This window comes from Akkermansiaceae bacterium, from assembly GCA_019634595.1.
Taxonomy (GTDB): Bacteria; Verrucomicrobiota; Verrucomicrobiia; order Verrucomicrobiales; family Akkermansiaceae; genus Luteolibacter.
Genome location: JAHCBC010000002.1, coordinates 656,367 through 682,896, shown reverse-complemented (window position 1 = coordinate 682,896; position 26,530 = coordinate 656,367). Strand labels below are relative to the sequence as shown.

At 63.6% G+C, this 26,530-nt stretch carries 21 protein-coding genes and 1 pseudogene; 8 read left to right on the top strand and 14 right to left on the bottom strand.

Annotated features, from left to right (window positions below):
- Nucleotides 1–8 precede the first annotated feature (8 nt).
- From KF712_08690 to KF712_08680, 3 genes are all read right to left on the bottom strand, one after another.
- A complete protein-coding gene (locus KF712_08690; GenBank protein MBX3741053.1) occupies nt 9–890 on the bottom strand; it encodes a haloacid dehalogenase-like hydrolase in 882 nt (293 codons plus the stop codon).
- Between the two features lie 61 nt (nt 891–951).
- Complete coding sequence (locus KF712_08685) at nt 952–2,094, bottom strand: hypothetical protein (protein ID MBX3741052.1); 1,143 nt, start codon at nt 2,092–2,094, stop codon at nt 952–954.
- Nucleotides 2,095–2,127: 33 nt separating this feature from the next.
- Entirely contained in the window at nt 2,128–3,615 is a 1,488-nt protein-coding gene (locus tag KF712_08680; GenBank protein ID MBX3741051.1) for a DASS family sodium-coupled anion symporter, read from the bottom strand.
- A gap of 110 nt (nt 3,616–3,725) precedes the next feature.
- Between KF712_08680 and KF712_08675 the strand changes: the two genes are divergently transcribed.
- Complete coding sequence (locus KF712_08675) at nt 3,726–5,078, top strand: amino acid permease (GenBank protein MBX3741050.1); 1,353 nt, start codon at nt 3,726–3,728, stop codon at nt 5,076–5,078.
- 54 nt (nt 5,079–5,132) lie between these two features.
- On the opposite strand, the gene KF712_08670 is transcribed toward KF712_08675, so the two are convergent.
- The 9 genes and pseudogenes from KF712_08670 to rfbB form a co-directional block, all read right to left on the bottom strand.
- Complete coding sequence (locus KF712_08670; GenBank protein ID MBX3741049.1) at nt 5,133–6,878, bottom strand: cation:proton antiporter; 1,746 nt, start codon at nt 6,876–6,878, stop codon at nt 5,133–5,135.
- Between the two features lie 97 nt (nt 6,879–6,975).
- On the bottom strand, nt 6,976–7,872 hold the full coding sequence (locus KF712_08665; GenBank protein MBX3741048.1) for a TIGR01777 family oxidoreductase: 897 nt from the start codon (nt 7,870–7,872) through the stop codon (nt 6,976–6,978).
- Between the two features lie 119 nt (nt 7,873–7,991).
- A pseudogene (urtA, locus tag KF712_08660) lies at nt 7,992–9,176 on the bottom strand (urea ABC transporter substrate-binding protein).
- A gap of 195 nt (nt 9,177–9,371) precedes the next feature.
- Nucleotides 9,372–10,229 (bottom strand): hypothetical protein, encoded by an 858-nt coding sequence (locus KF712_08655; protein ID MBX3741047.1) that lies wholly within the window; start codon nt 10,227–10,229, stop codon nt 9,372–9,374.
- A 297-nt stretch (nt 10,230–10,526) separates the two neighbouring features.
- Entirely contained in the window at nt 10,527–11,249 is a 723-nt protein-coding gene (urtE, locus tag KF712_08650) for an urea ABC transporter ATP-binding subunit UrtE (protein MBX3741046.1), read from the bottom strand.
- 39 nt (nt 11,250–11,288) lie between these two features.
- On the bottom strand, nt 11,289–12,059 hold the full coding sequence (urtD, locus tag KF712_08645; protein ID MBX3741045.1) for an urea ABC transporter ATP-binding protein UrtD: 771 nt from the start codon (nt 12,057–12,059) through the stop codon (nt 11,289–11,291).
- Between the two features lie 21 nt (nt 12,060–12,080).
- Entirely contained in the window at nt 12,081–13,202 is a 1,122-nt protein-coding gene (gene urtC, locus KF712_08640; protein MBX3741044.1) for an urea ABC transporter permease subunit UrtC, read from the bottom strand.
- Between the two features lie 4 nt (nt 13,203–13,206).
- Nucleotides 13,207–14,943 carry an urea ABC transporter permease subunit UrtB gene (gene urtB / locus KF712_08635; GenBank protein MBX3741043.1) on the bottom strand — a complete coding sequence of 579 codons (1,737 nt, stop codon included), beginning with the start codon at nt 14,941–14,943 and terminating at the stop codon, nt 13,207–13,209.
- A 218-nt stretch (nt 14,944–15,161) separates the two neighbouring features.
- Complete coding sequence (gene rfbB / locus KF712_08630) at nt 15,162–16,211, bottom strand: dTDP-glucose 4,6-dehydratase (GenBank protein MBX3741042.1); 1,050 nt, start codon at nt 16,209–16,211, stop codon at nt 15,162–15,164.
- Between the two features lie 129 nt (nt 16,212–16,340).
- On the opposite strand from rfbB, the gene lptD reads away from it, so the two are divergent.
- The gene (gene lptD / locus KF712_08625) at nt 16,341–18,860 is read left to right on the top strand and encodes an LPS assembly protein LptD (protein ID MBX3741041.1); all 2,520 of its coding nucleotides are present in this window, start codon (nt 16,341–16,343) and stop codon (nt 18,858–18,860) included.
- A 7-nt stretch (nt 18,861–18,867) separates the two neighbouring features.
- On the top strand, nt 18,868–19,512 hold the full coding sequence (locus KF712_08620) for an NAD(P)H-dependent oxidoreductase (GenBank protein ID MBX3741040.1): 645 nt from the start codon (nt 18,868–18,870) through the stop codon (nt 19,510–19,512).
- A 10-nt stretch (nt 19,513–19,522) separates the two neighbouring features.
- Here the strand turns inward: KF712_08620 and KF712_08615 are convergent, their stop codons facing one another.
- Nucleotides 19,523–19,993: a hypothetical protein gene (locus KF712_08615; GenBank protein ID MBX3741039.1), complete on the bottom strand. Its 471-nt coding sequence runs from the start codon at nt 19,991–19,993 to the stop codon at nt 19,523–19,525.
- A gap of 45 nt (nt 19,994–20,038) precedes the next feature.
- Between KF712_08615 and KF712_08610 the strand changes: the two genes are divergently transcribed.
- The 5 genes from KF712_08610 (at nt 20,039) to lptB (ending at nt 25,880) form a co-directional block, all read left to right on the top strand.
- Entirely contained in the window at nt 20,039–22,558 is a 2,520-nt protein-coding gene (locus tag KF712_08610; protein ID MBX3741038.1) for an insulinase family protein, read from the top strand.
- 66 nt (nt 22,559–22,624) lie between these two features.
- Nucleotides 22,625–22,885 (top strand): DUF1844 domain-containing protein, encoded by a 261-nt coding sequence (locus KF712_08605; protein ID MBX3741037.1) that lies wholly within the window; start codon nt 22,625–22,627, stop codon nt 22,883–22,885.
- 46 nt (nt 22,886–22,931) lie between these two features.
- Nucleotides 22,932–23,747, top strand: coding sequence for a 3-deoxy-8-phosphooctulonate synthase (gene kdsA, locus KF712_08600; protein MBX3741036.1), 816 nt, complete (start codon nt 22,932–22,934; stop codon nt 23,745–23,747).
- 14 nt (nt 23,748–23,761) lie between these two features.
- Nucleotides 23,762–25,084, top strand: coding sequence for a hypothetical protein (locus KF712_08595; GenBank protein MBX3741035.1), 1,323 nt, complete (start codon nt 23,762–23,764; stop codon nt 25,082–25,084).
- Between the two features lie 31 nt (nt 25,085–25,115).
- Complete coding sequence (lptB, locus tag KF712_08590; protein ID MBX3741034.1) at nt 25,116–25,880, top strand: LPS export ABC transporter ATP-binding protein; 765 nt, start codon at nt 25,116–25,118, stop codon at nt 25,878–25,880.
- Between the two features lie 3 nt (nt 25,881–25,883).
- Here lptB and KF712_08585 read toward each other — a convergent pair whose 3' ends face one another.
- Nucleotides 25,884–26,525 carry an HAD-IA family hydrolase gene (locus KF712_08585; protein ID MBX3741033.1) on the bottom strand — a complete coding sequence of 214 codons (642 nt, stop codon included), beginning with the start codon at nt 26,523–26,525 and terminating at the stop codon, nt 25,884–25,886.
- Between the last annotated feature and the right edge of the window lie 5 nt (nt 26,526–26,530).

Genomic DNA, 26,530 nt, shown 5'->3' with positions numbered 1-26,530 from the left:
GGAACTCCTCAGAACTTCGGTGCGGCGACCGTCGAGCGTTCGCGCTCGTCGATGCGGCGGGAGAGGATACGGTCGGCGATCTCGGTGACCATTTCCTGGAGCAGCAGCCAGAGGTGGGAGCCCTGGCGGTAGTCGGCCGGGGCGATGTGTTTCACGCGCCCGGCGTGGGTGGAAAGCTGGAAGCATTTCCGGAAGGAACGCCCGGAGGGGTCCTCCGGGTTATAAACCGCAATGCCCTGGCCGCCGTTGCGGGCCATGACGGTGAAGCACGGAACATCGGTCGGGCCGTCACCCACATAGACCATGTTCTCGAAGGGGATGGGCCGCTGGTCGGCAGGCATGTGATCGTTCACATCCTCATCATAGCGGAGCATGCCCTTGTTGATGCGGAAGAGGAACTGGGTCTTCGAGGTGTGGGAGATGACGCGCTTCGGGAAACTGATGCGGCCCTCCGCATCCTCGCCGAACTCGCAGCCGAACATGGCGCGGACGTGGTCCTTCAGGCGGGAGCCGTCCAGCAGCGCCTTGAGTCCGGAAGAGATGATGTAGTGCTCCACCTTGATGCCCGCCATCTCATGTTCCGGGCGCAGCGCGGCCTTCGGCAGTTCCTCGAAAAGCTCCGGCAGGCCGGGGAAAAAGCGCAGCCCGCCGCCCAGCTCGCTGAGGCGGCCATTGGTCACGTTGTCCATGCCCAGGTAGTCGAGCAGGCACTTCATGTAGGCCAGCTCGCCGTCCCATTTCTGGTCGCTCACCAGGGCGTTGCACTTTTTCCAGAATTGCTCCGGGTTGATGCCGAACTGCGGGAACAAGACATCATCCTGCATGTAGCGGGGGCTGAGCGTCTGGTCATAGTCATATACCAGCGCGATGATGTTCTGCGGGGCGGCCATGCGCAGAGCGAACCAGCACCAAGGCCGCACGCCAAGAGCGGAATGAATTCCGCGGTCCCAGTCACTTCACCTCGGCCACCATCAGGCGGGTCCAGGGTCCGTCGCTGACGTTGTAGTAGATCCGCTTCCCATCGGCGCTGAAGGCGGGGTGCGGGTGGCTGCGCCGCCAGCTTTTCGCTCCCTTCGTGTTGTCGAAAAGATCAACCACGACGAACTCATCCGCCGTTGTGGAGCCGACACCGATGGCCCAGTGGCCGGGTTTTCCGAAGGGACGTTTCGTGACATCCGCATCCGTCACGAAGACGGAGGCATCCGGAGCGAGCGTGGGATGGTCCGAAAAGCACGATGGTGAAAAACGCGGGCCGTTCTTTCCGGTGGCCACATCCATCAGGATGTTCGCTTTCTCGAAGATACCCATGGAATCCGGCGACCAGGAGGGATGCCCCCATGATTCCACCATGCGGATGAACTTCCCTTCCTTCAGGTCAAAGACCGCCTTTCCATCACGCTTGCTGACGGACATGCCCTTGTAGCTGTCGCCGCCACCGGGGATGCACGGTTTGAAAAACACCTTCGATTCGTCCGGGCTGACGACGGGAAAGAAGATGGTGAGATCCCGTGAGCCGAGCTTTTTGTCGATCCAGTCCCCATACTCCGCAACGGTCTGAGCGGCGGTGACGGGAGTGGTGATCTCTCCCGTCGCCACATCGATCATCTCCAGGTTCCGGTGCGCGCCGGGGTTCCAGTGGCAGCCATAGACGGGTGCGTATTTCCCGGTGGCGGAGCCGTAGCCGAGCTGCCGGTCCATCGCCAGCATCCGTTCCTGTTTCGTGGAAATGTCCACAGCGCGGACGCTCCAGCGGCCGTCGGTGAGGGTGTGGTAGAGCACGTATTTCCCGCCGCCGGACCACTGCTGGCAGGCGGCGCGGTGGGCGTCCTCACAGGTGATGCCCTCCGCGATGACGGTTTCCTTCCCCGTCGCCCGCTCGAGGATGCGCAGATCGCCTTTCTCCCCGTCCGGCGTGGCGGAGGTGTAGTAGAGGACGTGCTTTCCGTCCGGGCTTTCCGGGCAGACGTTGAAATACGAATGGATGGAATGACGGGCTTGGTCCGGAGCCACCGCGCTTTTCTCCGCGTGCTTCCATGCCTCCAGGTCCGCATGCGCGGTGGAAATGCCAAGAAGGAGGGCGAGCAAGGGTTTCATCCCGGACGATAAGGCCGGAATGCCGGGGATCTATCAAATCCCGAACGCCCAGCGGCCGACGGTCCACATGAGGATGGGGATGAGGATGGCGAACAGGATGTTCACACGGAAGCCGGCCCGCATCATTTCCGGCAGGCTGACGAGGCCCGAGCCGTAGGCGATGGCATTCGGCGGGGTGCCCACCGGCAGCATGAAGTCCGCGCTGGCGGCGATGGCGACGGGCACGGCGAGCAGCAGCACCGGTTGGTCGATGGCGACGGCCAATGCGCCGATGACAGGAAGGAAGGCCGCGGCGGTGGCGGTGTTGCTGGTGACCGCGGTGGCGGCGATCATGATGGCGACGACCAGGAAGACCATGGCCAGCGGAGGCCAGCCGGCCATGCCGTGGAGTGCGGATGCCATGGCCACGGCGAGCTTCGTTTTCTCGAACGATGAGGCGAGGCTGAGGCCGCCGCCGAAGATGACGAGCACGCCCCACGGGAGCTTCTTCACGCTTTCCCAATCGAGGATGAAGATGCCTTTCTTCAGGTTCACCGGGATGAGGAAAAGCAAACAGGCGGAGCCGATGGCGATGACCTCATCCGTGATGTTGGGATAGATGCCTTTCCACCATTCGCGGCTGACCCAGCAGGTGACCGCGAGGATGAAGGCGCCGAGCACGGCCAACTCCGGCTTGGTGATGGGGCCGAGGCTTTCCACCTCCTTGTCCAGCGCCTCCTTCAGCCCCGGGACCTCGGTGTTGACCACCTTGAAGCAGTAGCGGGTGATGATGAAATAGACCAGCGGCAGCGAGATCATCGCCAGCGGGATGCCGAGCTTCATCCACTGGAAAAAGGACACCTCGATGCCGTGGGTCTTCTCCATGTAACCCTTGAGGATGAGGTTGGGCGGGGTGCTGGTGAGGATGGCCATGCCGCCGATGTTCGCGCCGTATGCCACGGTGAGCACGAGGGCCGCGCCAAAGTGCTTGCTCGCCGTCTCTCCCTGCGACTCTTTGATGAGGGCATAGACGGACAGCGCGATGGGCAGCAGCATCATGGCGGTGGCGGAGTTGCTGACGCCGAAGCTGATGCAGGTGGCGGAGACGAGGAAGCCGAGGACCAGGGCGCGGGGCTTCGTTCCGAAAATGCGGATGATGCGCAGGGCGATGCGGCGGTGCAGGTTCCAGCGGGCCATGGCGATGGAAAGCATGAAGCCGCCCATAAAGAGATAGATGATGGGGTCCGCATAGGGTGCGGCTGCCTCCCGGACGGTGGAGACACCCAACAAAGGCAGCATCACGATGGGCAGCAGCGCGGTGGCCGGGATGGGCAGACCTTCCGTGATCCACAGCAATGCCATGGCAAAACACAGGAGTGCGACCTTCGAGCCTTCCGGGGAAAGCCCGAGCACCGGCGGGCTGAGAAACGCGGCGGCCAGCAGTCCGAGTCCGCCAACCCAGCCCGCGATTTTCACAAAGCCGAAGCCTTCCTCGGCATCGGAATCATCTGGGATGGGGGGCATGGTCGGCATCTGGGACATGGCGTTGGCTGGTGAGGAAAGAACGGATTCCGGACCGGAAGTCGATGGCTTTTGGCTCCATGGGGGCGATTTGCGTTCCAGCGGCGGCACACATCCGTTAGCGTGGCCCCATGTCTTGTCCGGATGGTTCACCGAAACTCGCGCAAACGATCGGCCCGTGGCAGATCCTCTTCTATGGCCTCGGCTCGATGCTGGGGGCAGGAGTCTATGCGCTGATCGGCAAGGCGGCGGGAGCGCTGGGGAACGCGGTGTGGCTGGCGTTCATCGCTGCGATGGTGGCCGCGCTGCTGACGGGCCTCTCCTACGCCAGCCTGGGCAGCCGTTACCCGAAGGCGGGAGGGGCGGCCTACATCACGGACCGCGCGATGCGGAAAGGCTGGCTGAGCTACGCGGTGGGCATCTCCGTGATGATGAGCGGCCTGACCAGCATGGCCACGGGTCTGCAGGCCATCGCGGAGGCGCTGGTCATCAAGCTGGGCATCGCCCTGCCGGTGAAACTGATGGCGATCCTGCTGGCCGTGTTCATCGCGGCGGTGATCTACCGGGGCATCCGGGAAAGCATGTGGGCGAACCTTTTCTGCACCATCGTCGAGGTGGGGGGACTGGTGTTCATCATCGCGGTGGGGATGAAATTCTGGGGGAGCGTGGACTATCTGGAGGTGCCACCGCAGGCGGAGGGCATCGGCATCGCGGGCATCAGCTTCATCGTGATCCTGCAGGGGGCGGTGCTGACGTTTTTCTCGTTTATCGGCTTCGAGGACATCCTGAACGTGAGCGAGGAGGTGAAGGATCCGCGCCGCTCGATCCCCTTCGGGCTGGTGGGGGCGATGATCGGCGCGACGGTGATCTACATGGCGGTCGCCATCACCGCGGTATCCGTGATGCCGTGGCAGGAACTGGCGAAAAGCCCCGCGCCGCTGATGGAGGTGGCCCACCGCGCCGCGCCGTGGTTCACGGGACTGGACCGGGTCTATCTGTTCATCACCATCTTCTCCATCGGCAACACGGCGCTGCTCAACAACCTGATGGGTTCCCGCCTGCTCTACGGCATGAGCCACCAAGGGCTGATGCCGAAAGTGCTGGGAAAGGTGCATGCCGTGCGGAGAACGCCCCATATCGCGGTGTTCGTGCTGCTGGGCATCGTCACCGTGCTGATCCTCGCCGGAGGGGTGAAGCAGCTCGCGGAGGCGACCGTGCTGCTGCTGCTTTCCGTTTTCGTGATCGTGAATGCCTCGCTGGTCATCCTGAAGTTGCGGAAAGGCGAGGAGAAAGGTGGCTTTGAGATCCCGCTGTTCGTGCCCGCGCTGGGGTCGGTGGTGTGCCTGGTGCTGATCGTGACCCGCATCCATGGGGCCGTCACCGGAACGGATCAGACGGCCCACGTGGCCCCGCTGGTGGCGGGCGCCATCATCGCCGCCAGCCTGGTGATGCATGCGGTGCTGAAGCCGAAGGCTGTCCGCTGAAACGGCGGGGCGGGAAGTGGCTGCGGCGGGACGCCGCAGCCACGGTCATGAAAATCACTGCGTGGCGATCTCGCGGATCTCCCGGTCGGTCAGGGTGACGCGCTGGTAGATTTCCCTCGCGGAGTGGATCATGGCGACGGCGCTTTCCGCCTCGTCGTGGATGACGTCGATGTCGAGGTCGCGGAGCGCCTCGATCTCCGAAGCGAACTTGACCCGTCCCATGATGACGATGCCCGGGTTGTGCTCCCTGACGATGGGGACAGCCGCGTTCGTCAGCTCCACGGACGGGAAGGTGAAGGCAACCATGCGGGCGCGGTGGATGCCCGCCAGTTCCAGCGCCTCCGGATGGGTGGCATCCGCGAACAGGACCGGCTGCCCCTTCGCCTTGAGGGAACGGACGGTGTCCGCGTTCAGCTCCATGATCAGGGTTTCCACGCCGGAGCGTTTCAGCGCCTCGTTGAGGGCCTGGCCGACCGGGCCGTAACCGCAGATCACGGCGTGGTCGGAGATTTCCTTGATGTGGCTGGAGGGGGTGAGGTTCTCCGCCTGCGGGTGCTTTCGCTGATCGAGGCCAAATTTCGTCTCCAGGAACTTTCCGAAGCCGCCGCTGCCCCGCATGAGGAGCGGGACGGTGGCCATGGTGAGCGCGGCGCAACTGAGGAGGAGCTGCTGGATGGACTCGTCCGCCGGGCGGTAGTCCGCCGCCTTTGCCAGCAGGACGAGGGAGAACTCCCCGGAGCTGGCGAGGGCGGCACCGGTGAGGAGCGCGGGACGCAGCCGCAGCTTGAAGATCCGCGCGACATTGTAGGCGACGAAACCTTTCACCATCAGGATCAGGATGCTGAAGCCGACGATCCGCATCCAGTCACCGACCACGATCTCCAGGTTGATCTGGAGGCCGACGGAGACGAAGAAGATGGCAAGGAACAGGTCCTTGAACGGCATGATGTCCGCCATGATGCGGTGGCGGTAGATGGACTCGCTGACGACCACACCGGCGGCGAACGCGCCGAGCGCGGGCGACAGGTTCAGCGCCGCCCCCAGCACGGCGATGCCCGCGCAGAGGGCGACCACGGCGAGCGTGAACAGCTCGCGGCTGCGGGTGCGGGCGACGGCGTGCAGCAGCGGCGTGATGCCGAATTTCCCGATGAGCAGCGCACCGCCGAGGAAAAGCACGCCCTTGCCGATGGCCAGCGCGATTTCCACCGGCACCGGATGGTCGCTGCTGGCACCATAGAGAGCAGGAAGGATGAGCAGGAAAAGGATGACCACGATGTCATCGAACAGGGCGATGGCCAGCGCGGTCCTGGCGGAAGGATTGTTCGGCTGGCCCATGTCCTGGAAGGACTTCATGGACACGGCGGTGGAGCTGAGCGCCACCGACACCGCGAGCACGATGATCTCCGCTCCGGGAAACGAGGTGGACGCCCAGATGATCAGTGCGCCGACCAGGGAGATGGTGCCCACCTGGATGCCGCCGCCCATCAAAGACACCCGCCAGAGGTGCTTCAGCTCGGCAAGGGAGAACTCGATCCCGAGGGTGAACATCAGCAAGATGATGCCCAGTTCCGCGAGGTGGGAGATGACCTTGTCCATCTCCGCCTCCTGCCCGGGGATGAAGCCCAGCAGGCCGGCGTTCGCGATGATGACGCCGCAGATCAGGTAGCCGATGAGGAAGTTTTGTTTCAACTTCGCCAGCAACAGGGACATCAGCACCGCGAAGATCAGCACCAGGCTGAGCAAGGCGAAAAGGGGCGAGACATCGGTCGCACCCGCGGCCAGAATCGAGAATACGGTCATCGTCTCAAATCATTCCCCGGCAAGCCAACTTGTGAAAAGCAAAAACGTCCGGATGAGGGAATCTTATGAACCGCTCCGCCCGGCATGAACCTGGATGCTACTCCGCCAGATCGGCGAGGGCATCCTCCAGCGCGCCGAAGCGGAACACGAAACCGTCCGCCACCAGCGCGGAGGGCACCGCCCGGCTGCTGTCCAGCAGGGCCTGCGCGAACTCCCCGAAAGCCAGCTTCAGGGCAAAGCCAGGCACAGGAAGAAATGCGGGCCGGTGCACGGCGGCGGCGAATTTTTTGGTGAAATCCGCATTCCGTTCCGGTGTGGGCGCGGTGCCGTTCACGGGACCGTGGATGGTACGGGAGATCACCGCGTGGACGATCCCCCGGCGGAGATCGTCAACGTGGATCCATGGCATCCACTGCCGGCCATCCCCCAGCCTGCCGCCGATCCCCAGGCGGAAAATGCCCCGCAACTGCCGGTAGGCCCCACCTTCTTTTCCGAGAACCAGCCCAATGCGGACCATGACCACCCGTACGCCGAATTTTTCGGCCCCCAAGGCGGCGGCCTCCCAGTCCTTGCAGAGGTCCGCGAGATAGCCGTCACCGGGTCCGGCGGATTCCGCCAGAAATTCATCCCCGCGGTTGCCGTAGTAGCCGACGGCGGAGGCATTCACCAGGACCTCCGGCCGCTCCCCTTCCGGCAGCCGGCCGATGGCGGCGACGAGCTTTCCGGTGTAGGCAACCCGGCTTTCCCGGAAGCGCTTCTTCCGCTCCTCCGTCCATCTCTGGTTCACGGGTTCGCCCGCCAGGTTGATGACCGCCTGATGGCCGGAGAGGTCCAGGGCGTCCGGCCTTTGCCAGCAATCCACTCCCGGGACATCCCCGGTTCCGGCCCGGCTGATCCCCGTGACGGAAAAACCCCGCTCCGCGAGCAGCACGGGGAGACCGCGCCCGACCAAACCGGTCACCCCTGCGACCGCAGCTTTCGTTTTCCCTGCCATACCGGCTAGCATCGCCCGATTCCGCCCGGGGTAAATCGGAATCATTCCCGGGAGGACAGGCACGAAAAACCCCTGCCCGGATAACCCGGACAGGGGTGTGAGGGTGAAGCAGTCCGGAATTACTTGGCCTTGAAGGTGCCCTTCAGGAAGGGCTCACCGACAACGTCCTTGTATTCCTTGAGGATCTTGAACTGCCCGTCGGCCTTGGACTCGCCGATGAACACGTTCTTGGTGAGGTGGTGGTTCTTCTGGGTGGTCACCTTGCCGCCAGGACCGTCGAAGGAGATGCCGGACTCGAGGGCCGCGACAACCTTGTCCACGTCGAAGCTGCCGGCTTTCTCGACCGCGGCTTTCCAGAGATAGACACCGTTGTAGGACAGCACCATCGGGGAGCAGGTCACGCGGCCTTCCTTGACGATGCCGGGAACGTCGGTCTTCTGCAGCCATGCCTCGAAGTCCTTCACGAACTTGGCGTTGGCCGGGCTCTTGATGGACTGGAAGTAGGTCCAGCAGCCGAGCTGACCGACGAGTTGCTTCGCAGGCAGGCCGCGGAACTCATCCTCGGAGATGGAGAAGGAGACGACCGGGGCGGTCTCGGCGGTGAGGCCGGCGGCGGCGTATTCCTTGAAGAAGGGCACGTTGGTGTCGCCGTTCAGGGTGCTGATGATGGCGGCGTCACCGGAGGCGCAGAACTGTTTGATCTCGGAAACGATCTGTTGGTAGTCGGTGTGGCCGAAGGGCGTGTATTTGCCGGCGGAGATGATCTTGCCGTCACCATCCTTGGTGAAGCCCCCGCCGATGTTCTCGAGCGGCACTCCCTTGCTCAGGAGATACTCGAGGAGAACCAGGTTGGTGGTCTGCGGATAGACGTAGTCGGAACCCAGGAGGTAGAATTTCTTCTTACCTTCCGCGAGGAGGTAGTCCACGGCCGGGGTGGCCTGCTGGTTGACCGCCTCCGCGGTGTAGAAAATGTTCGGGGACATCTCCTCACCCTCATACTGCACCGGGTAGAAGAGCAGGCCCTTCTTCTCCTCATAGACAGGGAGGACGGACTTCCGGGAAACGGAGGTCCAGCAGCCGAAGGTCACGGCCACCTTGTCCTGGTCGAGGAGCTGCTTCGCCTTCTCCGCGAAGAGCGGCCAGTTCGATGCTCCGTCCGCAACCACCGGCTCGATCTTTTTGCCGAGGACACCACCGTTGGCGTTGATTTCATCGAAGGTGAAGAGCAACACGTCGCGCAGCGAGGTTTCGCTGATCGCCATGGTACCGGAGAGGGAGTGGAGGACGCCGACCTTGACGGTTTCCTGGGCCTGGACGGCTGAGGCGGAGAGGGCGACTGCCGCGAAGGCGGCGGGTACGATTCGGGAGATCATGGTTTATCTTGGAAGAAGAGGGAAGGGAGTTGGAGTGGGACGGAAAAACACACGGGGAGAGCCTGCGGCCCCTGTGGGGGAACAAGCCCTCCCCGTGGCAACCGATAGCGCAACAAACAAATGGGATCAGAAGCCGATGGAGACGCCGACGTTCGCGGTGAGGAAGTCGTTCTTCCGGCCGTTTCCGACGACATCGCTGGAGGTCACGTAGTAGGTGAGGCCAGCGTGGATGGACCAGTCACCGTAGGCATCGCTGATGAAGGAGATGGGCATGGAGGCGGTGACACCGAGGGAGCCGTAGCCGAAGCCGCTGTCCGTGCTGCCAGGATGATAGTCGTCCTGGAAGAAATAAGCGACGTTGAACGGGAAGGAGAAGGTCACGGGACCCGCCTCAACGCTGTGGGAGAGACCGAGGACGGCAACGGTGCCGGTGTTTCCGCCGGACGCACCTTCATCAAGACGCTGGTGGATGGTGAGGGACGGGGAGAGGAACGTGTCATAGGAGAAAGCCACATCAAGGACTTCCTCTGTCTCGCTTCCGTAGAACCAGTTCTGGTAGGTGACCTTGGCGGTGAAGTCCCCGACGTTGTAGGCGAGGCCCGCCCAGACATCGATCTCCTGGATCTTGCCGCCGATCGGCGATTCCGGAGTGCCGGGAGCGAGGCCAACGGGCTTCGCGTTGACATCCCACCAGGTGCCGAGGGTCGCGGTGAAGCCGCCGGGAAGTTCCCATGCGAATTCAAGGGACGGATTGAACGCGTAGCGGGAAAGGGAGCTGCCGTCCCCCCAGACATCCCATCCATAGGAGATGAAGTGCGAATTCGCGTCGAAGCTCAGGGTTCCCGTGAGGAAATCCTCCTTTTCGGCGGCGGTGACGGTGGTGGTGGTGGTGGTGCTTTCCACGACTCCAGCCATGGCCCCGGCGGAGAGGGCGAGCGCAAGGAGCGGGGTGACGAAGCGGGTGCGACTGTGATGTTTTTTCATGGTTAGGCTGCTTATTGGTATGGCGCGATCAGTCTGATCGTCTGGCTCCCGTGTAATGCTTGATCCGTGCCATGATTTTCCACGGAAGGCTGATTCTATTAAATTTATAGTAGTTGTTAGAGCCTTCCATCAGAGGAATTCATCCGTAGCTCCGCCTGATATGAATCTGGCGCATGAAGCGTGGAAATGGCGGATATGCCGTGACTTTGGCAATCGTTCCCGCGATGGCGTGGAAACGGAAAGAGGGACGCGGATGCGTCCCTCTGGAGATCAGGAGGAAGGAAGGGGGAGGCTTGTCTAGACGGTGAGGAACTCCTTCACCACGCCATCGGTGAGTTCGTCCATCGTTCCCGAAACGGCCACGGATCCACGCTCCAGGATGGCGAAGTCATCCCCAAGCTCCTTGCAGAAGTCGAGGTACTGTTCGACGAGCAGGATGCTCATGCGGCCCTCTTCCCGGAGCATCCTGATGGCGTCGCCGATCTGGTCGATGATGTTCGGCTGGATGCCCTCCGTCGGCTCGTCCAGGATCAGGAGTTTCGGCTTCGTGAGCAGGGCGCGGCCGATGGCGAGTTGCTGCTGCTGGCCGCCGGAGAGCATGCCTCCCTTGCGGTGGAGGAACTCGCGGATGATGGGGAAGAGGGTGTAGATGCGGTCCACTTCGGCCTTGTCGATCTTCTCCCCGCGGGCTTTCACGCCGATGAAGAGGTTCTCCTCCACGGTGAGCAGCGGGAAGATGTCACGCCCCTGGGGCACATAGCCCAGGCCCGTGCGGGCGCGGGACGCGGCCGGGAGGCGGGTGATGTCCCGGCCATCCAGAATGAAGCTGCCGGAGTCCGCCGGATAGAGGCCGGTGAGTGCCTTGAGGGTGGTGGACTTGCCCACGCCGTTCCGGCCCATCAGGCAGAACACGGATTGGGGACGGATCGAGAGATCGATGCCACGGAGAATGGCGCTGCCGCCGATGGAGACACGGAGGTTGGAGATGCGGAGGCTTTCCTGGATGGCGGTGGCGGGCATCGGAAAAGAGATTGGGGATTGGGAAGGGGATGATTGGGATCAGGCGGCCTTGGACTTGCGACCGAGATAGACTTCGATGACGCGCTCATCGGACTGGACCTGATCGACGGGGCCTTCGCAGAGCACATGGCCCTGGTGGAGGACGGTGACTTTCCGGCCCTGGGAGATCTGGCGGACGAAGGTCATGTCATGCTCGATGACGACGATGGTGTGCTTGCCCGCCAGGGAGAGCAGGAGTTCTCCGGTGCGGTAGGTTTCCTCATCCGTCATGCCGGCGGCGGGTTCATCCACCAGCAGCAGGCGCGCGTCCTGGGCGAGGAGCATGCCGATCTCCAGCCATTGCTTCTGGCCGTGGGCGAGGATCCCGGCCTTGCGGTGGGCGTGGTCGGAGAGCTTGATGATGGAGAGGATCTCCGCGATGCGTTCCTTCTGCGCTGCGGTCACCTTGCCGAAAAGGGAGTGCCAGATGCCGCGCGAGCCGGCGAGGGAGAGAATGAGGTTCTCCGTGACGGTGTGGTCGTTGTAGACGGTCGGCGTCTGGAATTTCCTGCCGATGCCGAGGCGGTAGATCTCATACTCGCTCATCTTCAGCAGATCGTGCTGGCCGTCGTCCCACTTCAGGGTGCCCACGTCCGGCTTGGTGCGGCCGGTGATCAGGTCGAGGAAGGTGGTCTTGCCCGCTCCGTTGGGGCCGATGACGGTGCGGAGTTCCCCTTCATCCAGATAGAAATTCAGGTCGTTGATGGCCTTGAATCCGTCGAAGGAGCGGGTGAGGCCTTCCGCGGCGAGGAGGAAGGGTTTGCGTGGCAGGGTGGGATAGACGTCCATGGCTCAGGGCTTCAGGGTTGCGGAGGTGGGGATGGGAGCGGGCTTCTCCTCTTCCTTCTTGCGGGTGAGTCTGGTGACCAGTCCGCGGACCTGGCCGGGGATGCCGACGATCCCCTTTGGCATGAAAAGGACGACGAGGACGAAGGAGCCGCCGAGGATCAGCGGCCAGAAATCCGCCGTGGCTCCGGAGGATGCCCAGCTCTTGAGGGCATTCACGCTGATCGCCCCCAGCACCGGCCCGATGATGGTGCCGCGCCCACCGAGGGCGACCCAGACGACGGCCTCCAGCGACTTGCCCGTCTCCATCTCGCTGGGGTTGATGATGCCCACCTGTGGAACGAACAGCGCGCCCGCGAAGCTGGCGATGACCGCGCTGATGACGAACACGAACAGCTTGAAGTTCGCCGTGGAGTAGCCGGAGAACAACACGCGGTTTTCCGAATCCCGGATCGCCCGCTGGATCAGGCCGAAGCGGGAACCGGTCAGCCATTTGCAGAGCGCGACGACGGAGATCAGGAGGATGGCGGTGGCGATGTAGAGGCCGCGCTTGGTGCCGACTTCGCGCAGGGAGAAGCCGAGGAGCGTGTCGAAGTTGGTGAAGCCGTTGTTGCCGCCCATCAGCAGTTCGTTGCGGAAGAACAGCAGCGCAGCGCCGTAGGTGAGCGCCTGGGTGAGAATGGAGAAATACACGCCCTTGATGCGCGACCGGAAGGCGAGGTAGCCGAAGATGTAGGCCAGGACGCCCGGCACCAGCACCATGGCCAGCAGGGCGAAGGTGAAGCTGGAGAACGGCTGGAAAAACACCGGCCAGTCATTGCGCCCGACCATGGTCAGGAAGGTCGGCAGCTCCGTGGTCCCCGCCATGCGCACGAGGTGCATGCCCATCATGTAGCCGCCCAGCGTGAAGAAGAGGGCCTGTCCCAGGCAGAGCAGGCCGGTGTAGCCCCAGAGCAAATCAATGGAGATCGCCAGGATGCCGTAGCAGAGATATTTCCCCCAGTTCCCCAGCGTGAAGTCCGAGATGAACCCGAACGAATGCAGCAGGGGGATGACAATGACGAGGATGATCGCGCAGGCGATGAGGAGCGGGAGATGGATCCGGCTGGTGAGCGGTGTTTTGGTCATTGGGTTAGTCGAGGCTGCGGGACCGGGTGACGAAGAGGCCTGCGGGACGCCATTGCAGGAAGAGGATGATCGCACCGAGGACGAGGATCTTGCCGATCACCGGATTGCCGAGGTATTGCTGGAAGGTCTGGTCCGCCACGCCGATGCCCAGCGCGCTGATCACCGTGCCGACGATGTTGCCGACACCGCCCACGACGACGGTCATGAAGGAATCCACGATGTAGAGCTGGCCCATGGTCGGCCCCACGTTGCCGATCTGGGAAAGGAACGCGCCCGCCAGCCCGGCCAGGCCGCAGCCGAAGGCGAAGGTCATCGTGTTCACCCGTTCCGTCCTCACGCCCATGCAGGCGGCCATGTTGCGGTTCTGCATCACCGCGCGGATGAGCAGGCCGAGGGAGGTCTTGTTGAGCACCAGCCAGGTGCCGGCGATGATGAGGACGGCGAAGCCGATGACGAACAGGCGGTTCCAGCCGAAGATGACGTCATTCACGGTCCAGTTCCCGGAGAGCCATGCGGGGCTGTTGACCTGCACGTTGTTCGACCCGAAAACGAACTTGAGGATCTGCTGCATGACCAGCGAGATGCCCCAGGTGGCCAGCAGGGACTCCAGCGGCCGCTTGTAGAGGAACTGGATGACAGAACGTTCCAGCAGGATGCCCACCAGCGCGGCGATGAGGAAGCTCGCGGGGATGGCGAGGATGAAGTAGGTGTTGTCCCCGCCCGCCACATTGAAGCCGGGGATGCTGAGGGAGAAGCCGAAGGGCGAGAGTTTCAGGCCGGCGGCGAAGACGTTCTGGATGACATAGGTGGTGTAGGCCCCCACCGCGATGAACTCGCCGTGGGCCATGTTGATGACCCCCATGAGGCCGAAGGTGATGGCCAGGCCGATGGCGACCACCAGCAGCACCGAACCAAGGGAAAGACCACGGAAGGCGGTTCCCGCGGCGTTGATCCGTGAAACGTGGCCGTTGATGGAATCAATGGCGGTCTGCGCGGCGGATGCGAGGGGCTTGTCATTGGCGGTCTGGGCCTCCTTGAGCAGCGTCCGCAGGGCATCCTGTGCGGCGAGGGAGTGGAGTTCGCCCAAGGTCTTGCAGGCGGAGATTTTTTCCGCGGGAACGGAAGATTTGAGCTGGATGAGAGCGATGGATTCGCGGAGCGCCCGTTGGATTTTTCCGTCTTTCTCCGTCTTTTCCAGCAGTTGCAGGCCGGGGAGCTTTTCCGGATTCTGGCCGATGGCGGAGTCCTTGACGGCACGCAGGCGGCGGACCGGATCCGGGTCCGCGAGCGCGGCGAGATCGGAGACTTCCTTCATCGCCCGGCGGATGGCGGAGGTGGTGTCGGCTGCGGGGACTTCATCCGGATTGATGAGAATGGGCTGCCCGTCAGCGCCGGTGAAGGGCGTGCCGTCCGCCACCTTCACCGCGGCGCTGGCCCCATCGGCATTCGGCTGGCCGGTGAGGAGCAATGCGGTGACCGCCGTCCCGTCATCACTGGTGTGGACGTAGATTTCCCCGCCCTTCCACTTCTCCAGCCACCCGACAATCTCGGGGGAAGGAGTGCCCCTCATCGCCAGGATCAGGTCCTTCTGCTCATCCGGGGTGGCGGCGGAAACCGCGTTGGCGATGAGCTGGCGCGGGGATGCGGAGGGCGCTTCCTGCGCACGCAGATGCCCCGCGAGGACACAGGCGACGAGCAGCGGCGCGAAGGCGGAGCCGAGGTGGAACAGTTTCTTCAGCATCGGAAGATGCCGGAGTTAGCATGGCCTATGCCATGAGCCTGTTATGGAGGATGAAAGAAATTCATGAGGCACCAATGGAGGTAGCGGAGGCCGTGAGACCTTCGGCTGGGTGAATGGCATCCGCCTTGCGGCTATCGTCAGGAAATGGACGGCATCCATCTGCTGCGGCATCGTGGGATGATAGAAAAGCATCCCAACCGAAGGTCTCACAACCTCCGCTACCTTCCGAGGTACCACTCCACGGTGGAGGCGAATCCCTCGCGCGTGACATCCGGTGCCCAGCCGGTGTGGGCACGGACCTTCGCGGCGTCCAGCGCGTAGCGGAAGTCATGCCCGGGGCGGTCCGCCACGAAGGTGATCTGTTCCGCATAGCTGCCCCCGGAGGACTTCGGGGCCAGCCGGTCCAGAATCCGGCACAGTTCATGGACGAGATCGAGGTTCCGCCACTCATTGCCACCGCCGATGAGGTAGGTTTCGTGGTTGCGGCCGAGCGTGGCCACGCGGACGAGGGCATCGCAGTGGTCGAGAACGTGCAGCCAGTCCCGCACCTGGGTGCCGTTGCCATAGATGGGGATCGGCTCGCCGCGGAGGGCGCGGGTGATCGCCAGCGGGATCAACTTTTCCGGGTGTTGGCTGGGTCCGTAGTTGTTGGAGCTGTTGGTGATGATGAAGGGCAGGCCGTAGGTTTCCCCCCAGGCGCGCACCAGGTGGTCGCTGGCGGCCTTGCTGGCGGAGTAGGGTGAGCGCGGTTGATAAGGGCTGCTTTCCGTGAACACGCCTTCGTCGCCCAGCGCACCGAACACTTCGTCGGTCGAAACGTGGATGAAACGGAAATCCTCCGGGCGCGGATGACGGTGCCATGTCTCCAGGGCCGCCTGGAGAAGCGTGGCCGTCCCCGTGACGTTGGTTTCGATGAACGCCATCGGCCCGGTGATCGACCGGTCAACATGGCTTTCCGCCGCGAGGTGGAAAACGACGTCCGGCCGGAACGACGAAAATGCCTCATGCATCACGCGGGCGTCGGCGATGTCCGCCTGGAGGAACGAGTAGGCGGGGTGGCCGCTGACATCCGCAAGCGAGAGGAGATTCCCCGCATACGTGAGCTTGTCGATGTTCAGGACGCGGTGGCCGTCCGCGAGCAGGCGGCGGACGAGATGGGAGCCGATGAAGCCCGCGCCTCCGGTGACGATGATGGAACGGGTGGCGATGCTCACGGCGGGACATTCATAGGCGGCTTCCCGGCAAATGAAAAGAGGGGACGGAGCCATTCCCCCTCTCCCTCCACCGGACAACTCCGTAAGAAATCGAGCGCGGCAAGACAGGACCACCAGCCGGACGCAGGGTTCGTCCGGCTTTCCCTCTTTACTTCGGCCCCCCGTCAAACTCTTATCACGGCGATGTCCAAGCTCGTCGCGCTGATCTCCGGTCCGCTGCTCCTTTCCCCGCTCCACGCACAGGATGCGCCGGTTCCCGCACCCGTCCCGGCAGTGCCTGCCCCGGCTCCCGCACCGCTGCCCGCCACGCCGAATCCCCCTGAAATCCAGCCGGATGGCAACGTCGGCCCCGCCGTGGACATGATCACCCCGGTGCCCGCTCCGGAGATCGCCTTCGGCACCCAGGTGGAGGGGATGGCATCCCTGCCGGAGAACATCAAACTCACCAACAACGGACTGGAAGGCAACGTGAAGGACAAGATCCGCGCCCGCGGACCGGTGAAGCTGACCGGAGACAACGGGCTGGAGATTTTCGCCGACAGCGCGGTGCTGGACATGGTCGCGAAGTCCATCACCTTCGAGGGCAACGTCACCCTCTATCAAGGCAATCTCGCCCAGAAAGGGGACCGCACGGTTTATTTCTACGAGACCAAGCAGCTCGACACCACCGGCCTGCGCGCCTCGGTCGATCCCATTTTCCTCGAAGCCGGAAAATTCCAGGTCCAGACCATCAACGGCAAGCAGGTCTTCGTGGGGGAGGACGCCGGGATCACGACCGACGACTCCCAGGACCCCAGCTACTGGGTGCGGGCCGGTCAGACGAATGTCTATCCGGGGGAAAAGATCGTCTTCCGGAACATGAAGCTCTACGCGGGGGACACGCCCGTGTTCTGGCTGCCCTACCTCAGCCAGCCCCTCGACTCCGAACTGGGCTACCATTTCATCCCCGGAGCCCGGACGAACTGGGGTCCCTACCTGCTCAACAGCTACGGCATCATGCTGGGCGGGGATGAGTCCACCGGGGCGGATCCCTGGTTGCTCTCGAAATGGCATTTCGACTTCCGCGCCCGCCGGGGTGTGGGGTTCGGCCTCGCCCTGAAGGATGCCACGGACACTTCGAACACCAACATCACGGGCCTCAGCCTCTACTATCTGAACGACCTCAACCCGGACATCTCCCGCTCCGGGGTGAACCGGAACTCCGTGAACGAGGACCGCTACCAGCTCCAGTTGAAGCAGCGCTTTCCATTTGAAGTCCCCGACCAGGCGGAATGGCACGCGGACGCCAACCTGACCTTTCTCAGCGACCTCTACTATCTGGAGGACTTCGACCCGAAAAACTATGGTGAGGATCCTTTCCCGGACAACACGCTGGGCATCTTCCGCCGGGATGAGAAATCCCTGCTCTCCCTCTACGGGCGCTTCCGCCTGAATGATTTCTACCGGACGGACACCCGCCATCCGGAAATCGCCTACGACCAGGCGCGCGGCCCGTTGTTCGGGCTGCCGATCCTGCACGAGGGCAGCACGTCTTTCTCGGTCCTTGGTGACCAGACATCCGATGTCCGGAAAAATTCGATCATCCGGCCGCTTCTGGATGGCCCGGTGGGTGACCGCCCGCGCTACCTCAGCCAACTGGGCGGCTACGAGCTGATCCTGGCCCGCCAGATCCTCGCCTATCAGGACGCCGGGGGGGCGGTGAACCTAGCCAAGGCGGATGCCCTCCGCCACCAACTGATCGACACCGGCTTCACCCGCCTCCACACGTTCCATGACTTCTCGATGCCGATGAACTTCGGCGGCTGGCTGAGCTTCGTCCCGCACGCCGGCATCGGCTACACCCGCTACGACTCCGTGGACGGCCCGGCCAGCAACTTCGACCGGATGATCTACCACCTCGGCGCGGAGGCGTCGCTGAAGTTCTCCAAGGACTATGTCTCCATCCAGAACCACAAGTGGGGCATCGACGGCCTGCTCCACGTCCTCCAGCCCTACGCGAACTGGTCGCTCCTCTCCGCGGATGAACTGGACGAGCTGCAGCCGAAGATCGACCGCCTCACCTTCACCACCCGCCCGCGGCCGCTCTCACCGAACCGCTACACCGCCATCGATGACTTCCAGGACTGGAACACGCTCCGGCTGGGTGCGAGGAACCGGCTGATCACCAAGCGGGACGGCCAGTCCTACGAGTGGCTGTTCCTGGACACCTACATGGACACCTTCCTGGAGGATGAGCAGTCCGGCAGCAGTTTCTCCAACCTCTACAACGACCTCGGCTGGAGACCCCTGCCATGGATGACGGTGAACCTGGAAACCCAGTTCCCGCTGTTCGACGGAGGATCGGGCTTCACCGAGTTCGCCACGTCGGTGACCTTCCAGGCGACCCAGGACTTCTACTTTTCCATCGGCTACCGGACGCTGGACAACCACCCGGTGTTCCAGGACTCCAACCGCATCGATCTCCGCACCTACACCCGCATCGCGGAGAACTGGGGTGTCGGCACGAAACACATCCTGGAACTGGATGACAACACGCTGGAGGTCCAGCAATACACCCTCCACCGCGATCTCGGAAAATGGATCGCCGGAGTGGGAATCACCCACCGGGACAACCGCCTGAAAGACGAGTTCGGCATCATGTTCAGCCTCACTCTGCGCGATTTGCCGTCGGCCTCCTTGCCTTTCACCCTTGATGCGGAATAATCCGGGCGTGACCCCATCCCAGACTCCGCTCCTCGACGCGCTGAAGTGGCGCTATGCCACGAAAAAGTTCGATCCCACCCGCCGCATTCCGGAGGAGATCTGGGAGACGCTGGAGCATTCACTTTCGCTCACTCCATCCTCCTTCGGGCTCCAGCCGTGGCAGTTCCTCGTCATCGGCAATCCTGAGATCCGCGCGGCCCTGCGCACCGAATCCTGGGGTCAGGCCCAGTTGACGGACGCCTCCCATCTGGTGGTGTTCACGGTGAAGAAGAATCTGGGCGAGGAGGACATCAGCCGCTGGGTCGCCCGGCTGGCGGAAGTCCAGTCCACCCCGCTGGAGGTCCTCGCACCGCTCCAGTCGATCATCTCCGGCTTCGTCGCACCGATGGATGACGACCAGCGGCGGGCGTGGAACACCCGGCAGATCTACATCGCCCTGGGCCAGTTCATGGCCGCGGCCGCCGTCCTCGGCATCGACACCTGTCCGCTGGAAGGGATCAATCCGGCGGGATATGACCGGGTGCTGGGCCTGGAGGAAACCGACTACGCAACCGTTGTCGCCTGCGCGGCGGGATACCGCGCGGAGGACGACCGCTACGCCAGCATGCCCAAGGCCCGTTTCGCCCGCGAGGCGGTGATCCGCCACATCTGAACCCCACGCCTCAGATCGTCGGCGCCGCCGGCTCCTTGATGCCCAGCATTTTCCAAACGTCTTTCATGATCCGCATCGCCACCTCGCCCATCGGACCGTAGGATTTCCGCTGGGCGTTGATGCCGATGTTGATGGAAGGCATCCTGCGGGTGATCCCCGCCTCGGTGGGAACATCCGCCTCACCCACTTCCACCATGAGCCTTTTCCTCACCTCCGCTTCCGCAGCCTCATCCGAAGGCAGCTTCAGCTTTGCGGCGAGACCGGTGTCTTTCACGGCGTCACGCAGGATGGCACCCTCCAGCAACCCGGCCTTGATCTTCGCGGCCAGCTCCGTGCGCTTCTCTTCCGGCAGTTCTTCATTCAGAACCAGCGGAACCCATACTTTCTTCGGCCGGTTCTCCCGGTAGTTCCACAACGCGAATCCTCCGCCCAGCCCGAACAACAGCGCTCCCACCACCGCAATCACGATCCATCGTTGCATAGGGAGCTTCTACGCATCTCCGATTCCCTCTCCAAGCTGAAATCCATGGAATACCCGCCCACCACCGCCACCGTCGATACCCTGCCGAACGGCTTCACGGTCATCCTCGATCCGGATCCCGCCGCCCCCGTGGTGAGCGCGCAGATCTGGGTGGAATCCGGCAGCGTGCATGAAGACCGCCACCTGGGGAGCGGGCTGTCCCATTTCCTGGAGCACATGGTTTTCAAAGGCACCCGTGACCACAGCGCGGATGAACTGGCGGACACCGTGCAGGCCGCCGGAGGGCACTGGAATGCCTACACCACCTTCGACCGGACGGTGTACTACATCGACGGACCGTCCGAATCCCTGGCCACCTTCCTCAAAACCCTGACCGGGCTGGTGTTTTATCCGACGATCCCGCAGACCGAGTTCGAGCGGGAAAAGGACGTGATCCGGCGGGAGATCGACATGGGTCTGGATGATCCGGACAACGCCTCCACGCGCCTGCTGCTGTCCACCGCCTTCACCCGGGACCCGCGGCGGCACCCGGTGATCGGCCACCGCCATCTGTTCGACACGCTGACCCACGAGGACATGCTGGACTACCACCGGACGCGCTACACACCAGACCGGGCCTTTTTGGTCATCTCGGGGGACTTCGATCCCGCGGAAGCGCTCCGGCAGATCACGGAACTGACGGCGGACCGGACGGTCTCGGCCGGGCGGGATCCGGTCGTGCCGCAGGACAACCTGCAGCTCGGCCCGCGGTTCGCCCGCGAAACCTTCGCCATCCCCACCAGCCGCATCTCCCTGGCGTGGAAATCCCCCGCCCTCGACCATGCGGACTCCCCCGCCTTCGACCTGCTGGCCGCCATCCTAGGGCGCGGCCGTTCATCCCGCCTCCACCTCGCCCTGCGGGAGCGGAAGGAACTCGCGCTGGAAATCTCCGCCTACGCCTGGACCGGCCCCGGCCACGAAGGGATCTTCGGCGTCAGTGCGGATGCGGCGTTGGAAAACCGGGATGCCCTCATCGAGGCAATCCACCATGAGCTTTCCCTGATCCCGGACGCGGATCTGGAGGAAGATCTGGCCAAGGCGAAACGGCAGACCGCCACCAGCCAGTTCCGCTCCCTGACCACGGCATCCGGCCGGGCGTCCGATCTGGCGTCCAACTGGCATGAAACCCGCGACCTGGATTTCACCCGGCGCTACCTCGCCCAGATCCAGCAGGTGACGGCGGATGATGTCCGCCGTGCGGCGGCCACCCTGACCCGGGACCGCGTGACCCTCACCCTGCTCGACCCGGAAGGCTCGCCCGCCCCTGTGCGCCACTCGAAGTCCACCCAGGCGAAGGCTGCCATCGAAACCTTCACCCTCCCCAACGGCCTGCAGATCGCCCTGTTGCCGGACCACCGGGTGCCGCTCATCCACCTGCAGGCTGCCATCCGGGCAGGACTGCCGTCGGAAACCCCCGCGACCAACGGCATCAACCAGTTGCTCGCCTCCAGCCTGCCGAAGGGCACGGCCACCCGGAGCGCGGAGGAAATCGCCCGCACCCTGGAGTCCATCGGCGCATCCATCGGAGCCAGTGTGGGGAACAACGCCCTGCTGGTTTCCGCAGGGGGGCTTGCCCCGGATTTCCAGACCATCGCGGAAGTTTTCGCGGAGGTCATCCAAAGGCCGTCACTGCCGGAAGACGCCATCGCACGGGAAAAGGCCAGCCAGCTCGCCGCGCTGGAGGAAGCCCTGCAGGATCCGCTCCACACGGGCTTCTCCCAACTCCGGCAGCTCGCTTTCCAAGGGGAGGGCTACGGACTCGATCCGCTCGGCAGCCTCGCCAGCCTGCCGCAACTCGGCCGTGCCGAACTGGCGGTCCATCATGCCAGGCACTTCACCGCCAGCAACATGACGCTCGCCATCGCCGGTGACTTTGACCCGGAACGGGCGAAATCCATCCTTTCCTCCGCCTTCACCGGGCTTCCTTCCGGGGAGGCATGGACGCCTCCGGGCAACCTTCCGGCCACCGGCCAGGAAGCCACCGCGCACCTGCCGAAGAAGCAGGCGGTGCTGGCCATCGGCTTTCCGGGAGCTTCGGTCACCAGCGCGGACCGCTACGCGCTCTCCATGATCCAGGAATACGCGACGGACATGGCGGGTCCGTTGTTCACCCGCATCCGGGAGGAACTCGGCCTGGCCTACCGGGTGGGTGCCACCCAGTTCCTCGGATTCGATGCCGGGTATTTCACCTTCTACCTCGCCACTTCCCCGGAACAAGCGGAGTTCGCCAGCCGCGAACTGATGGCCGAGATCGAAAAGATCGCCGAACATGGGATCCCGGAGGACGCTTTCGGGCGGGTCCGGGCCACCGTGCTGAGCAGCCTCGCCATCCAGCAGCAGTCACCCGCCTCGACCGCCCGGCAGGTCGCGCTCGACCTGTTGTTCGGACAGGAGGCGGAGCAATTCCGGAAGCAGGCGGCCATCTACAAGGAGCTGGAACCTGATAAGGTGAAGGAAATCGCCGCACGGCTGCTGTCCGCCGCCCCCGTCAGGATCACGGTCCTCCCGGAAGCGGCGGGCGGCTGATCCCCGCCCATTCCGTTTCCCATTTCAAAAGTTGGACGTCCGCCGCCGGACGTTCATATTCCCCCCATGCCCACCCCCGAACCGGACGCCCGATTCAACGAATTCGTCATTCTCCAGGCCCAGAACGCGGGCCTGTTCCTGGGACAGATCCCGAATCCGGTTTCCGGGGAAAAGGAAGTGAACCTGCGGGCGGCGAAGTCCGTGATCGATTCGCTGGAGATGCTGGAGAACAAAACGCAGGGCAACCTCACCGCGACCGAGTACCAGCTCCTCAAAATGGCGCTCAACAACCTGCGCCCCCTTTACGAGGCCGCGGAGGATGAGTGATCCTTCTTTCCCTTCGGACTAAAACCTGAAAACCATCCACTTATCCATGTTCACCCCTTTCCAAATCGGCAATGTCCCGGTGGGCGGCCCCGCCCCGTTTTTCATCCTCGGCCCGTGTGCGCTGGAGTCCGAGGAATTCGCCTGGGACATGGCCAGATCCCTCAAGGAAATCGCCGACCGGACGGGCATCCACTTCATTTTCAAGGCGTCCTTCGACAAGGCGAACCGGACCTCCGTTTCGTCGTTCCGCGGCCCGGGGGTCGAGGAAGGCTGCCGGATCCTCGGTGAAATCAGCCGGGAGCTCGGCGTGCCGGTGACGACGGACATCCACAACGAGGCCCAGGCGGAGATCGCCGCCGCCCACATCGACCTGCTGCAGATCCCCGCCTTCCTGTGCCGCCAGACGGACCTGCTGGAAGCGGCCGCGAAGACCGGGCGGGCGGTGAACGTCAAGAAAGGGCAGTTCCTCGCGCCGCTCGACACCGTCAACATCGCCAACAAACTGCGATCGTTCGGCTGCGAGAAGTTCCTCCTCACGGAGCGGGGCACCACCTTCGGCTATAACAACCTGGTGGTGGACATGCGCTCCCTCTACTGGATGCGGGAAGAGGGCCTGCCGGTCATTTTCGACGCCACGCACTCGGTCCAGCGTCCGGGCGGCCTGGGTGGAGCGACCGGCGGTGACGGCGTGCTGGCACCGGTCCTGGCCCGTGCGGCGGTGGCCACCGGCGTGGATGGCCTGTTCATGGAGGTCCACTCGGACCCGGCGAACGCGGTGTCGGACGGCCCGAACCAGATCCCGCTCGAATTTATCGAAGACCTGCTCGTCAAACTGATCTCGATCCATCACGCTTCCCACTGATCCCGCCACCCCTTTTGCGTTCCGTCCTTCCAGCCCTGCTGCTTCTCGTCCCCGGCATCCTCGCCGCGGAGGAGGCACCCCGCTCCGGCTCGGTGCGCTCCCTTCTTCCCGGGAAGCCGGGCGCGGAGGAATCCTCTTCGCCCATTCCAGCCATCTCCGTGCTGCCGGACGGAAGCATCCTGGAGAAGGTCATGTTCCCCCGCTACGACCGCAACCGGAAGATCACCAGCGTGCTGAGATGCGAGAGAATGATCCTTGTTTCCTCCGAAATCATCTCCGGAAAGGACGTTCTGATCGAGGCGTTCAATCCGGACCGGTCGGTGAAAGGCCGGCTCAACCTGATGAATGCGCTCTACGACCAGAAAAAGAGCCTGCTGCATGCGGATGAAAAGGTCGTCATCACCTCCGAACGGGTCGTCGCCGAAGGCACCGGCCTGATCTACGCCCTGGACCGCCACAAGGGCTTCCTGAAAGGCCCCGCCTCCACCACCATCTCCAACCCACCCTCCACCGCCATGAACTCCTCCCGGCCGAAGTTCCGCGCCACCGCGCTCCTCGGCGCGGCCATCCTCCCGCTCGCCGCCCAGACCCCCAAGGCTCCCGGCCCGCTGCCGGAAGATGCCGCGCCCATGGCCGCCGACGCGGCGGAAGCGACCAAGAACGCGCGCAACGACCTGCGCTCGATCCTCCAGGCGTCCGAAGAGGCGAACAAGGCGACCGCACAGTTCCTCGAGGAAGCGGACCTGCTGGCCGCGAACGACGCCGCGCCTGCCGAGAAGGTGCAGCTCCCCAGCCCCCCGGAAATCAAGTCAGGTGAGGAAGCCACGGTCATCAACTGCCAGGGAGGCATCTACCTGGACCCTGACCTGACACCGACCAGCGCGGTTCTCGTCTATCTGAAGGGCGTGACGGTCAAGAATCCGCAGATCAACCTGAAAGGCGCGAACGAACTGAAGGTTTTCTTCGACCGGAAGCCCGAAGACCCGAACAAACCCAAAAAGACGCCTACCGCCGACGCTGACAAAAAGGATGAGAAAGCGAATTTCGGAGGTGTGAACCTCGGTGATCCGCGGAAGATCGTCGCCACCGGTGCGGTGGCCATCGAGATTCCCGGCAGGAATGGAAAGGAGTCCATCATGGCAAGCGCCAGCTACTTCAGCTACGATCTGGTCACCGGTGACATCGTTCTGCGCGGCGGATATGCATGGATCATCCAAGGGACATCCATGATGCAAGCCAAGGATCCCAACGCCGGCATCTATATCAAGAAGGATATGACCTTCACCACGGATAACTCCCCATTCGAGCAGAAGTTCGTGGTCCCACAGAAGAAGTGAGTCCCTCCCCCAACGCCTGATATTTTCCCCAATGCACGATCCCGGCTCGACCTGCTCCAACGCCAAGGACTCCCTGCTTTTCGCCTCCGGGCTGCGCAAGACCTACTCAGGCCGCGCGGTGGTGGATGGTGTCTCCATCTCGGTGAAGCCGCGCGAGATCGTCGGCCTGCTCGGCCCGAATGGTGCGGGCAAGACGACTTCCTTCTACATGATCGCCGGACTGGTCCCACCGGACGCGGGTTCGGTCAGCTTCAACGGCCACGACATTTCCCGCCTGCCGATGCACCGGCGCGCGCGGCTGGGTCTGGGCTACCTGCCGCAGGAGGAGTCCGTGTTCCGCAAGCTCTCCGTTCTGGACAACCTGCTGGCCATCCTGGAAACGCGCCCGAACCTGAACCGGAAGCAACGGCTCGAACGGGCGCACGACCTGCTGGAACGGTTCAAGATTTCCAAACTGGCGAAGTCGCTGGCGATCACCCTCTCCGGTGGTGAGAAACGCCGTCTGGCGATCGCCCGCTCGCTCTGCACCGATCCCTCCCTGCTGATGCTGGACGAGCCGTTCGCGGGCATCGACCCGATCGCGGTGGAGGACATCCAGCGGATCGTCCGCGAACTGCGGGAAAGGGACGGCCTGGCCATCCTGATCACGGACCACTCGGTGCGGGAAACGCTCACCATCACGGACCGGGCGTTCCTGATCCATGACGGACGCGTGATCCTGGAGGGCGCCTCCGATGAACTGGTGAACGACCCGATCGCCCGGAAGTACTACCTGGGCGAGGGCTTCAGCATGTGAGCCTCAGAAGGCGTCCGCGATCTCATCCAGCGAGGCGCAGACGCGTGTCGCCAGCGAGAAGTCGAGGCAGGCCGTGACCCGGTTCGGCACCGCCCAGACGGGGATGCCCGCCGCGTTCGCCGCCTTGATGCCATTGAGCGAGTCCTCGATGACGAGGCATTCGTCCGCCGCGAGGCCGAGCCTGCGGATGGCTTCCAGATACAGGTCCGGGGCGGGCTTGATCCGCTCCGCGTCGCCACGGCAGACGACCGTCTCGAACCAGCCGGTGAGATCCAGCCGCTCCAGCCATCCGTCCACCCAGTGATGGGAGGAACTGGAGACCACGGCGGTCCGGATGCCCTGCGCCTTCAGCTTTCCGAGCAAGGCCACGGCACCGGACATGGGCCCCTCATCCGCCAGGTCACGGACGATTTCCTCCTGCCTGCGGCGGTCGAGGTCATGCCAGTCGAAGGCGGAGCCGGTCAGCTCCTCCAGATGGGTCTTCGGCGACCAGGTGGCGAAGTCCGAGCCGATGCACTGGGTGTAGATTTCCAGCGGCAGCGGGTGACCATTTGAAATAAAAGTGCGGTGCCACGCATCATAGATCGCCCACTCCGTATCCACGAGCACCCCATCGAAATCGAACAATACCGCCGCAATCGCCATGCCCG